Consider the following 12,479-nt stretch of genomic DNA (forward strand, 5'->3'; position numbering starts at 1 on the left):
TTATTTGATTGAGGTTTTTTTTTTGCTCCAAACTTAAACTTATTATTCTTATATTATATCCGATTGGAAATTCATTAGAAGAATATCTTGAAAAGAATAATAAAACTACTCAAAGCAAAGTTGTTCCTAATGTTTTCGTTTATAAGATTTTGTAAATTTCTTACTTCCCTTTATTAATTCATTAATATGCTATAAAATCTGTTAATCTTATAATAAAAAATTGATTTTCATTTTTTTTAACATCTTAATTAGATTATTTTTGCAGAAATTAATTTTTAAAATGAAAAAATACTTATTTCTTCTTTTGATTTCACTGTTGGTAGTTTCTTGTTCCAAAGTTAAAGTAGAGGGAAATGTTAAAGGAGGGTCTCCTTTAGAAAGAATAGAATTCATAGAAGCTTCTGGGGTGGCTACGCTTCCTCTTGTTAACCTTGGGGTTGATGAGAAAGGAAACTTCAAAGGTGAATTCAAGGCTCCTAAAAATGGAATGTATGCAATGACTTATGCAGGTAAGATGAATTTCATTTACCTTAAGAAAGGGCAAACTTTGAATATCTCTGGTGATGCCACTACTTTCCCAGAAGTTTATAAAATTGAAGGAGATGCTAAGAAAAATAATGACTTCATTACAGCTACACAAAAGTTTTTGGAATCTTACAGTTCAAAACTTAATATGCAATTGTTGCAGAAAAATGAACCTGAATTTTTAGCAGAGATCAAAAAAATCCATTCTGATCTTGAAAAAAATCTTGATGATAATGCTGAGAAATTAGGAGCCGATAGCGAAGTTATAAAACTTAAAAAAGATGAGTTAACGACTAATATTTTGACTTTCTTAGTTCAATATCAGTCTGCTCACGGTCAAGTAACAGGAGATTCATCTTTCAAAGTTTCTAAAAATTTCACTGATTATGAAAAATCTTTGACAGAGAATAATGATAGAATGGTTGAGAACTTACCAGTTTACCGAAACTATTTGTTGAATAAAGTAGGAAAAGATTTTCAAGCTTTTGCAGAGAAGCAAAAAGATAAGGACAATGTAACAATGTCAACTATTTTTGCAAGATTCTTGGGGACTAACAAAGAATTGTCTCAAAAAACTAAAGATTATCTTTTGGCTTTTGTGATTGCTAAATTTGATCTTAACCCTTACACAAGTGATGTAGAAAAAGTTAAGAAAGTAAGTGACGAGTCTATCAAAGATTCTGAAGTTAAGAAAGATCTTAACTCTGCCATCAATGCAGTTTTTGGATTGAAGAAAGGTGAAGTAGCTCCAACTGTAAAATTAGTAAAATTGGATGGTAAATCTGGAAATTTAGAATCAAATGGAAAACCTACTTTGGTTATGAGTTATGCCTCTTGGAATCCTTATATTGGACAATCTACAATTCCTGTTCTTAAAGAGGTTGTAAATTTTTATAAAGCAAAAGTTAACTTCGCATATGTAAACCTAGACGATACGAAAGAACAATTTACAAAAACAGCTAATGCTATGTTGAAAGGTATTCCTGGAATTAGTTATTATGCTGAAGGAGGTTTGCAATCAGAATATGCTAAGAAATTTTTTATCTACGGATTCAAAATTCCTGGTTTTTTCTTGATTGACAAAGATGGGAAAGTAGCTAGTCAAACTTTTTATAATTTGGGGGACGCTAAGTTTGTAGAGGCAATGAATAAAATCTCAGGCCTCCAAGCTCCAAGTGTTAATCCAAATGCACAATTACAAAATGATCTTTTGCAACAGAATCCGAATGCAGATTCTGCAAAAACAAAATAATAAATGAAACAGAGAAGAAATAAAATTCTTGAAAATATCAGACTCCTTTCTGCCGGTGCGAAAGGAGTTTCTGTTGGTAAGACAGAAGACGGTAAAACCGTTTTGGTAAAAGGTGCAGTTCCTGGAGATCTTGTTAACGTAAGAGTTAAGAAGTCAAAAAGTAACTATTTTGAAGGTGAAGCTGTCGATATTTTGGAATATTCGGAATACCGAGTTGATGCCAAATGTGTACATTTTGGGACTTGCGGTGGTTGCAAATGGCAGAACATTGCCTACGAGAAACAACTCGATTTCAAACATAGCGAAGTTGTGAATAATATCAGAAGGATTGGTGGTTTTCCAGAGTTTGAAGAGATTCCTATTCTTGGGGCTCCAGAGCAATATTACTACCGAAACAAAATGGAATTCTCTTTTTCCAACGCGCGTTGGTTGACGCAATACGAAATCAGTTCCGAAGAGAATTTTGGGAATAGGGATGCATTAGGATTCCATATTCCTGGGATGTGGAGCAAGATTCTTGATCTTAAAGAATGTTTCCTGCAAGAAGATCCATCAAACCAAATCCGTTTGGCTGTAAAAAAATATGCTGTTGACAATGGTTTGGAATTTTATGATGTCAAAAAGCAGCAAGGATTCCTTAGAACATTGATGCTACGTCAAAACTCCAAAGGAGATTGGATGGTGCTTTTCCAATTGTACAAGGATATGAAAGCAGAAAGAATCAAATTGTTTGATTTCATTCTAAGTCAATTTCCGCAAATTACAACTTTGGTTTATGCAATCAATCCGAAAGGAAATGACAGTATCTACGATTTGGATATTCAAAACTATTTTGGGGAAGGTTTCATCTATGAAGAAATGGATGGGCTTAAATTTAAAATTGGTCCAAAATCTTTCTTTCAAACCAATTATAAACAAGCTTTAGAATTATATAGAAAAACATTGGAGTTTGCGGATCTTACAGGCGACCAAGTAGTTTATGATCTTTATACAGGAACAGGAACTATTGCGCAATATGTTGCAAGAAATGCAAAACACGTGATTGGAATAGAAGCCGTTCAAGAAGCTATCGATGCGGCTATTGAGCATGCAGAACTGAATGGTCTTACAAACACAACTTTCTATTGTGGCGATATGAAAAACGTTTTCAATGATGAGTTTTTAGAAAATCATCCAAAAGCTGATGTTTTGATTACCGATCCGCCAAGAGACGGGATGCACCAGAAAGTAGTGGAGCAGATTTTGAAATTGGCACCAGAAAGAATCGTTTACGTTAGTTGTAACTCGGCAACTCAAGCTAGAGATATCGCATTGATGAAAGATGATTATGAGTTGGTAAAGATTCTTCCGGTTGATATGTTTCCACAGACACATCACGTAGAGAATATTGCTTTGCTGATTAGAAAATAAGATTTAATTTTATTCTGTTTTAAGGACTTAATACAATATTAATTTAATGAAAAACTTAATATGGATTTTCGGATTTCTATTACTTCTCACCAGTTGTGGTGGCGATGATGATATCTGCATGAATTCGGATTCTACACCAAGACTTCTATTGAAATTCAAGAATGCTAGTAATGATCTGGAAACAACAGTAGATACACTTTATGTAGATGTAGATTATGGAAAAGATACATTGACTAATATTGTCACAGAAGCAGCATCTCTTGATTCTATCTTGGTTCCACTGAGAGTTGATAACAGTCCTTATACAGATATCTATATCAAAAGAAGAAAAGTTGGGCCTCAAAGCAAAATTAGAGTTAATTATAATACTAAGTCAATCTACGTATCTCCAGCTTGTGGATTCAAAATCAATTATGATAATCTGAATGCAGAGTTGCTACAAAGTGATCCAGTACAAAGTATTCAAACCAATAATACATCATTAACTGATGAGAATAACATCAATTTTTATCTTCGTTTTTAGTCTTCTGTCGGTTTCAGTTTTTTCTCAGAGCAAGAAAGAAGAAAAAAAACAAGACTCTATAAAGTGGCAATACAAACCAAACTTTACGGTTGGTGTAGATGTTCTAAATCTAGGAGCGGGTTTCTTTGGAGACAGGCAACTGGTACAAGGTTTTATTTCCAGTAGAATCAATCGAAGAGTGCATGCCATAATTGATATCGGATATGATAAAAATATCTATAAAAAAAATGGTTACGATGCTAAGGCAGATGGATTATTTGCTAAAATTGGCGGATTCTATATGTTATCTATGGATCCAGAAAACAATCTGAATGGTTTCTACGTTGGTGGAAAATTAGCAGGAAGTTTTTATAATCAAGAGTATATGGCTGTTCCAGTAAGAGGAATTAATAATGATGGCGTTTCACTTTCATTTGATCCATCTACTCAAAGTAGTTATTGGATAGAAGCATCTTTAGGAGCTAGAGTCCAAGTTTTTGATAGTAATTTTTTCCTAGATGTCAATGTTCAGCCAAGATATTTGGCTTATAGTAGTAAACAAGATGAGATTGAACCAATGATTGTTCCTGGTTTTGGGAAAAGCTCAGGAAGTTTCAATATGGGATTTAGCTGGAGTTTAGCTTACAAATTTTAAAACAATACAATAGATACAGAAGTCCGCAATTTGAGCGGACTTTTTTTTAAATTAGGATTGAAGGTGTTTTTTTGATTTGGGCTGCTATTTTCCAAAGGTTATCTTTTTGGGAGAAAGTTTCTAAATCAAATAGAATTGTGTACAAGAAAAAAGGATTTTCGTTCAAGTCGAGTTATAGATTCAGCATCGAAAAAACTTTAGGATTTACCATTCTAAATAAATCATTAAAATAAAAAGCACAAAACCAATTAATCAGTTTTGTGCTTTTTTATGTTTTGAATAATGATTATAATTAATTCAACTTGATGCTGAAAGGTGTTTCCATTTTCACTTCAGCCTTAGCATTAGGGTCAGTAATCTGTTGAAAAATTTTGAAATTATCTTTTCCTATTTTGTTCTTAATAACTCTGGTAGAGAAGTCTTCATCTGTCTCAGAAGAAAAGATTTGTTCAAATTTTGATATTTTTGAAGGATATGCAGATACACCATAATTTTTGATATTAGCAGACTTAGCAGCATAATTGATAGCATCTTGCAGTGTTCCCAGCTCATCTACCAATCCTATCTCTTTTGCACGTACGCCAGACCAGATTCTTCCACCACCAACAGCATCAATTTGTTCAAACGTTTTCTTTCTATTCTGAGTGACAAAATGTACAAAACGCTGATAGGTAGATTCTACACTTCTTGTCATTATAGTAAGAGTTCCAGGACTTAGACCGTTAATTGCTGATATCATATTCGAGTTGGCATTGGTCGTAACAGCATCGCTACGGATTCCGTTTTTTGCAGCCAAATCTTTGAAATAAGGAATCACTCCAAAAACACCAATAGATCCAGTCAAAGTATTAGGTTCCGAAAAAATCTTGTCAGCTCCCATTGCAATGTAATAACCACCAGATGCAGCATAGTCTCCGAATGAAATAACGACAGGTTTCTTACGTTTCAACTGTTGCATCTCAAAAAGAATCTCGTCAGAAGCATTAGCACTTCCCCCAGGAGAGTTGATTCTGAAAACCACCGCTTTCACATCGTCATCTTCTTGTAGTTTTTTTATCTCTTTGCGGAAGTTATCCGCGTAGATTCCATCATAACCTTTTCCATTATTGATGGAACCAGAAGCGTAAAGAACCGCTATCTTGTTATCTCCCTTTTTAGAATCAATACTTTCAGAATACTTAGCAAAAGATATTTTATTGATTTTTTTATCATTATCAATATTGATTTTTTTTCTGATGATATTGTCGTATTCAGATTTTTGGATTAATTGGTCCACCAATTTATATTTCAAACTCAAGTTTGGGATATAACTGTAAAGACTATCTGTAATGGTTTTCAGTTCGGAAGTTGGGATCTTTCTAGACGCTGAGATTCTACTAGATGTATTATTCCAGATATCATTAAGCAAAGTAGAGAGCTGTTCTTGGTTTTCTGGCGAAATTTCATCTTTAAGAAAAGGTTCAACAGCTGCTTTGAATTTTCCGTGACGGATGACTTGAATGCCAATTCCATATTTTTCTGCAAAGCTTTTGAAAAATGTCACTTCTGTAGAAAGACCTTTTAGTTCTATCCCACCTGCAGGATTTAGGTAATACTTATCGGCAACAGAACCAAGATAGTAAGCGCCTTGAGAGACAGAATTCCCATAAGCATAGACAAATTTGCCACTTTTCTTAAAATCAATCAATGCATTTCTAATATCATCCAATTGGGTTATTCCTGCATTGATGTTATCTGCTTCTATACTAATTCCTTTGATTTTATCATCAGATTTAGCCTTATCGATAGCTTGTAAAACGTCGTATAGCAGAACCGATTTTTGTTCATTATTATTGAAGGACAAAAAGTCTTCTTGATCTTCGGAAGGGCTGTCTATTATTCTGGTTTTTAGGTCTAATGTTAAGACAGAATTAGACTTTATATCTGTTGACTCTGAAATAGAAGCTAGAATAATAAAACCAATAAAAAAAACAAAGAAACCTGCTATGACAATGAAAATAGCGGTTAAATTTGCAAGGACTAGTTTAAAAAAACTTTTCATTATAAAATAATTTGATCGATATGTCGCACAATAGTGTCGTTTTGTTACTAGGGAGTAATATTAATAATCCAGAAAATAATATCCAAATTGCTTTGAAAAAAATCGAAGAAAATATTGGGTCAATATTAAAAAAATCTGAATTAATTACTTCAGAGCCAGTAGGGTTTGATAGTGAAAATAATTTTTGTAATATTACAATTAAATTAAAAACACAATTTTCACCTATAACATTGTTGCGTGAGTTAAAGTACATAGAAAGGGTGATGGGTAGAGTCAAAGATTCATCATACTTTGATACCTACCAAGACAGGATTATAGATATTGACATCATATTATATAATAATGTAAAATTTATCTCGAAGAGATTAGTTATTCCTCATTACAAAAATCTATATGAAAGAGATTTTGCTAGAGATTTAATTAACGACGTAAAATAAATTTTAGAACACAAATGATTATGACAAAAATCGATTTTTCAAAGATTGGTCTATTTGTGTAGGTGGTGGTACTGCTTTTATAGCAAATGCAGATCTTACTTCTTTTTATGGAGGAAAAATCAATTGGGGATGGAACGGCTATGTAAGCTTAGACAAGCAAATTAGCCATGTTTTTGGAGTCTCTTTATTAAAAACATTCAAATATGAAACAAAATTTATTATCATTAGCCGCAATAGGATTGTTATTGTTGCCTATGAGTTTAGCCAGTCAGGAGAAGGCTACAGATGCTAACTCTGGATCTCAAAATGTTTCTCCATTCACTCAATCTTCAAAAAAATTCAATGATTGGTCAATATCAGTTGGTGCTGGTGTACCATTGATTCAATCGGCTGATATGGTATCTATTAAAAATGGAAATGGGAAAAACCTTTTCGGATATTCTGCTTATATTAGTGTAGATAAGGCTATAACGCATGCGTTTGGACTTAACTTGCAATATGATAGAGGAGAAACCAGACAAGGTTACGCTAATACAAAAGATCATGAAGTTTTACCAGCAAGAGAAATTGCAGGCAGAACACAATATGATGCAATATCAATTTTAGGAGATCTCAATTTTTCTAATCTACTAAGAAGGGTAGATAACAAATCCCCCTTCAGATGGGCATTACACGGATATGCTGGTATAGGAACGATTGCCTATAAATCATATAGACAAAATCCAGGGAAAGACTATCAGCTGTTAAATTTTGAAAGAAAACCATTTAAACTTAATTCTCTTTTTGGTCAAGCAGGTGCTGGCCTTAAATTCAAAATCAATAATAGAATTGATATAGAAGGTAGAGTAATGTATGTTGTTACTGGTGATGATGAATTTGATGGAGCAGGCGTTGGACAGAATGGTTACAATCTTATAGAGGATCAAATTTCAGATAACTTCTTCAACACAACCCTTGGACTTACATTCAAAATTGGTAAGCACGAGTCGCATCTAATGTGGCACGATCCATTGCAAGAAATTTATTACAAGTTAGACGTTATTAATGATAAAACACAAGATCTAGAAGTTTGTAAAAAAGGAGATGTTGATAATGATGGCGTTTGTGATGATTGGGATAGACAACTAGATACGCCTGCGGGTGCTAGAGTTGATGGTGCTGGGGTAGCACTAGATACAGATTTGGATGGAGTTATTGATCTTTATGACAAATGTGTAACTGTTCCAGGTCCAATAGAGAGCCAAGGTTGCCCTGTGACATTGAATAATTCCGAAACAGGTTTGGCTTCTGATGACTCATCTTTATTGAAAGGTGTCGAATTTGATTTGAATTCTGATAGAGTTTTGCCTTCAAACACTCCGGTTTTAAATATTGCAATTAATTATATTAATTCATCTAGCAATCATTTTAAAGTTGTTGGAGCTACAGATACAAGAGGAACGGACGAATATAATCAAAGTCTTTCTGAAAGAAGAGCAAACAATGTGAAAGAATATTTGATTCAAAATGGCGCAGATGGTAATAAATTAGAAGCTGTAGGTAAAGGTAAAACAGATCTTCTTTACCCAGAATGTGAGCCAGCTGAAAAATGCCCAGAATGGAAAAACAGAGCCAACAGAAGGGTTTATTTCGAAGCTAAATAAGAAATGAATTTATAAAATCATAAAGGAACCATTTCGTTTTATTACGAGACGGTTTTTTTGTTTTCAATAAATGATTAAATTTACAGATGCTTTCTTCTACAAGTTCAAATGACCAATTGATTCAAAATACACTCAAGCAATATTGGGGATATAATGAGTTTCGGTCTTCTCAAAAAGATATTATTCTTTCTTTAATCCAAGGAAAAGATACTTTGGCGTTGTTACCAACCGGAGGAGGGAAATCTCTTTGTTATCAATTGCCAGCCATCGTTTTAGAAGGAACTTGTCTTGTCATTTCACCACTTTTAGCATTGATGCGAGACCAGATTGATTCTCTTCAAAGTTTAGGAATCGAAGCAGAATTATTAAGTTCCGAATTAGACGAGTTCGAGGAAGAATCTGTTTACAATAGATGCAAAAACGGATTAATAAAAATACTTTACATTTCTCCGGAGAGATTGCAAAATCAATTATTTTTAAGGAATATTCAGGAGATTAATATTTCATTTATTGCGGTGGATGAAGCGCATTGTATTTCCGAATGGGGTTCAGATTTTCGTCCGAGTTATCAGAATATCAAAAAGTTCAGACAAGAATTCAAAAATGTACCTTGTCTTGCGTTGACTGCAACAGCTACAAATAAAGTGGTTGAAGAAATTTCAATCAAATTAGGACTTCACAATCCTCAGATTTATAAACAGAGTTTCAAAAGAGACAATCTGAATATTATTGTAGAAAATACTTCTAACAAATATAATCGCATTTTAGAATTTCTTAGACAAAATCAAGCTTCTGGGATTATTTATACAAGAACCAGAAAAGAAGCGGAAGAATTAACTTATTTTCTTAAAAATAATAGATTCCAAAATGTCGATTTCTTCCACGCAGGTTTGACTTCTAATGAAAAAGAAAAACTTCAGAAAAAATGGATTAGTAGTCAATTTCACGTTTTGGTTTCCACCAATGCTTTCGGAATGGGAATCGATAAAGAGAATGTGAGGTTTGTGATTCATCTTTCGCCTTCGTCAACGATAGAAAACTATTATCAGGAAATTGGAAGAGCGGGAAGAAATGGAGAAGATGCAATTGTTGCGCTGCTTTGGAATGAACAAGAACTCACAAACATCGATAATACATTCCAGAACCAAATTCCCAACAAACCAGAATATCAAAAAATATTAACTTATCTGTATTCCATTTTTCAGGTTGCAGATAACGATTTGCCGGAAAGAACTTTTCAGCTGGATATCAACAGAATTAAAAATCTGACCAAATTATCCAATGCGAAAATCAAAAATATCCTCACTTTTCTGCATAATCAGGAACTTATATTTTACAAAAATTCTGTGTCGCCTTCGGTGATTCAGAGTTTTGTTCAGTCCGATGAATTGGAACAGTTAGCACCTTCCGATGCTTATTTTATGGAACTTTTGTTTAGGAATCTTCCGGGATTGGCAATTCAGAAAGTCTATTTTAGTGATGCTGCTTTTTGTAATAAAAATGGCTTCGACATCATTAATTTTAAAGAAAGATTAAAGCAATTGCAAAAAGCAGGACATCTGGAATATCTTGACGGAAGCCAGCATTCTATCAAGTTTTTGAAACCTAGAAATGACCGACATCTTTTCGGAGAATATTGGACTTTGTTTCATCATATCCAGAAAAATAAATTGAGAAAATGGGAAGAAAACAAGTTCTTTATCAAAGATTCCGATTTCTGTAAAATGAAATTAATTCTGAATTATTTTGGAGAAAATGACGCCGAAAATTGTGGCAAATGTTCGGTTTGTAGAAAGAGAACCAATTCCAAAAAGAACCTTTCGACAGAGATTATGCTACATCTTTCTCAAAAACCAATGACTTTGGATGAAACAGCCGCAACACTTAATTTCTATTCCAAAGAATCCATTTCAGAAACTTTGATTTTCCTTTTGGACATTGGAAAAGTCAGAATGTTGAACTATAAAACCTATATGCTCAATCAATAAGAGTAATTATTTGGGCAGCTTAATCCGCCTTCCGCTTTCAATCTGTCACTCTGAGGCTCTCGAAGAGTCCGCTCAAGTCGGGCTGCGAGCGACTCGATTTAAATATTAATTATCAATTTCAAATATCATTCATCAACAATAATGAAATCTTTAAACGTCGTTTTTTTCGGAACTCCCGATTTTGCAAAAGCTTCTCTGGAAGCCATATTCAAATCTCATCATAAAGTGGTTGGCGTTGTAACAGCGGCTGACAAAGCAAGTGGAAGAGGAATGAAACTCACACCTTCACCTGTGAAAGTCTTTGCCGAAGAAAATAATCTTAATCTTTTTCAACCGGAAAAATTGAGGAATCCGGAATTCTTAGAATCAATCAGAAACCTAAATGCTGATGTTTTCGTTGTGGTAGCTTTTAGAATGATGCCTCAGGTTTTGTTCTCGATTCCAAAAATTGGAACATTCAATCTGCACGGTTCTTTGTTGCCTGATTATCGTGGAGCGGCGCCAATTAATTATGCTGTTATTAACGGCGAAACCAAATCCGGTGTAACCACATTTTTCATTAATGAAAAAATTGATGAAGGTAATATTCTTCTTCAGGCTGAAACCGAAGTTTTACCGGAAGATAATGCCGGAACTTTGCACGATAAATTGATGGTAATTGGAGCGGATTTGATTATCGAAACTTTAAATGGATTAGCAGAAAATTCGATTGTAGAAAAACCTCAGCCACAAAAAGAAAATCCAAAAACGGCTTACAAAATATTTAAAGAAAATCTGAAAATCGATTGGAATCAAAGTTCTGAAACGATTCATAATTTCGTGAGAGGAATGTCGCCTCATCCAACGGCTTTCACTATTTTGAAAATCGGAGAAGAAGAAAAATCTTTGAAAATCTTCAAAGGACATTTTGAATTAAAATCACATTCGAGAGAAGCTGGCGATTTTGATATTTCTAAAACTGAATTCAAGTTCTATACAAAAGACGGAATTTATTATCCGGAAGATGTTCAAATCCAAGGAAAGAAAAGAATGCCTGTAAAAGATTTCCTTAACGGGATTCAAAATTTTGAAGATTACAAAGCATAGATTTTTAGATAATAGACTACTAATATTTTAAAAATGAAAAAATTATTTTTCGGATTACTGTTCGCATCCAGTCTTGTGTTTTCGCAGGATTTGAAAGTGATGACTTATAACATTCGTCTTTCTGTTGACAGTGACAAAGAAAACTCTTGGAATAACAGAAAACAAGAAACAATGGCGCTGATGTCTTACTATCACCCGGATTATTTCGGTGTTCAGGAAGCGGTTCCACAACAAATGGTTGACATCAAAACAACATTGACGGATTATGATTACGTAGGCGTTGGAAGAGACGACGGGAAAAATCAAGGCGAATTTTCAGCGATTTTCTATGACAAAAATAAATTGGAAGTCGTTAAATCAGGAACTTTCTGGTTGAGTGAAACGCCTGAAAAACCTTCTAAAGGCTGGGATGCAGCATACAATAGAGTTTGTACTTATGCACTTTTCAAAATGAAAAAAGGTGGTAAAAAGTTTTGGGCTTTCAACTTGCATTTTGACCACGTTGGCGATGTTGCAAGAGTGAATTCGGCAAAGTTGATTCTTGAAAAAATCAAAGAATTCAATAAAGAAAATCTACCTTTGACATTGACCGGAGATTTCAATTTGACAGATGACAAAGAACCGATTAAGATTATGTCAAAAGAGCTGACAGATTCTTTTTGTCATTCTCAAAAACCACATTACGGACCAAAAGGAACTTGGCAGAATTTCGATATCAACACACCTTCGACAGAGCGTTTAGATTATGTTTTTGTAAAAGGGTTTGATGTTTTGACCAACAGAACAATTAACGACAGAAGAGAAAATCTTCTTTATCCGTCTGACCATTTTCCTGTTTTGACTGAGATTAAGTTTAAGAAATAAATAAAGCAAAAATCCTCTTGAGTAGACTGCACCCAAAAGTTTAGACAAAATTAAATAATATTTTGATAGGAAAGAG

10 protein-coding genes are annotated in these 12,479 nt (G+C 33.7%); 9 read left to right on the forward strand and 1 reads right to left on the reverse strand.

Features of this window, described 5'->3' with window-relative positions:
• Nucleotides 1–280 precede the first annotated feature (280 nt).
• The 4 genes from RTY06_RS15920 to RTY06_RS15935 are packed head-to-tail and all read left to right on the forward strand — an operon-like array spanning nucleotide 281 to nucleotide 4,344.
• Nucleotides 281–1,777 carry a thioredoxin-like domain-containing protein gene (locus RTY06_RS15920; RefSeq protein WP_312825953.1) on the forward strand — a complete coding sequence of 499 codons (1,497 nt, stop codon included), beginning with the start codon at nucleotides 281–283 and terminating at the stop codon, nucleotides 1,775–1,777.
• Between the two features lie 3 nt (nucleotides 1,778–1,780).
• Nucleotides 1,781–3,187: a 23S rRNA (uracil(1939)-C(5))-methyltransferase RlmD gene (gene rlmD / locus RTY06_RS15925; RefSeq protein ID WP_312825954.1), complete on the forward strand. Its 1,407-nt coding sequence runs from the start codon at nucleotides 1,781–1,783 to the stop codon at nucleotides 3,185–3,187.
• 46 nt (nucleotides 3,188–3,233) lie between these two features.
• Complete coding sequence (locus RTY06_RS15930; protein ID WP_312825955.1) at nucleotides 3,234–3,710, forward strand: DUF6452 family protein; 477 nt, start codon at nucleotides 3,234–3,236, stop codon at nucleotides 3,708–3,710.
• Entirely contained in the window at nucleotides 3,676–4,344 is a 669-nt protein-coding gene (locus RTY06_RS15935; RefSeq protein WP_312825956.1) for a DUF6048 family protein, read from the forward strand. The genes RTY06_RS15930 and RTY06_RS15935 overlap by 35 nt, the downstream gene beginning before the upstream one ends.
• Before the next feature lie 292 nt (nucleotides 4,345–4,636).
• On the opposite strand, the gene sppA is transcribed toward RTY06_RS15935, so the two are convergent.
• Nucleotides 4,637–6,385: a signal peptide peptidase SppA gene (sppA, locus tag RTY06_RS15940; RefSeq protein ID WP_312825957.1), complete on the reverse strand. Its 1,749-nt coding sequence runs from the start codon at nucleotides 6,383–6,385 to the stop codon at nucleotides 4,637–4,639.
• A gap of 20 nt (nucleotides 6,386–6,405) precedes the next feature.
• On the opposite strand from sppA, the gene folK reads away from it, so the two are divergent.
• From folK to RTY06_RS15965, 5 genes are all read left to right on the forward strand, one after another.
• On the forward strand, nucleotides 6,406–6,822 hold the full coding sequence (gene folK / locus RTY06_RS15945; protein ID WP_312825958.1) for a 2-amino-4-hydroxy-6-hydroxymethyldihydropteridine diphosphokinase: 417 nt from the start codon (nucleotides 6,406–6,408) through the stop codon (nucleotides 6,820–6,822).
• Between the two features lie 203 nt (nucleotides 6,823–7,025).
• Nucleotides 7,026–8,465, forward strand: coding sequence for an OmpA family protein (locus RTY06_RS15950; protein ID WP_312825959.1), 1,440 nt, complete (start codon nucleotides 7,026–7,028; stop codon nucleotides 8,463–8,465).
• 86 nt (nucleotides 8,466–8,551) lie between these two features.
• Complete coding sequence (locus tag RTY06_RS15955; RefSeq protein ID WP_312825960.1) at nucleotides 8,552–10,453, forward strand: ATP-dependent DNA helicase RecQ; 1,902 nt, start codon at nucleotides 8,552–8,554, stop codon at nucleotides 10,451–10,453.
• A 141-nt stretch (nucleotides 10,454–10,594) separates the two neighbouring features.
• Nucleotides 10,595–11,539, forward strand: coding sequence for a methionyl-tRNA formyltransferase (gene fmt, locus RTY06_RS15960; protein WP_312825961.1), 945 nt, complete (start codon nucleotides 10,595–10,597; stop codon nucleotides 11,537–11,539).
• Between the two features lie 33 nt (nucleotides 11,540–11,572).
• A complete protein-coding gene (locus RTY06_RS15965) occupies nucleotides 11,573–12,403 on the forward strand; it encodes an endonuclease/exonuclease/phosphatase family protein (protein ID WP_312825962.1) in 831 nt (276 codons plus the stop codon).
• Nucleotides 12,404–12,479 lie beyond the last annotated feature (76 nt).

The sequence above is a fragment of the Epilithonimonas sp. genome (genome assembly GCF_032055105.1).
GTDB lineage: Bacteria > Bacteroidota > Bacteroidia > Flavobacteriales > Weeksellaceae > Epilithonimonas.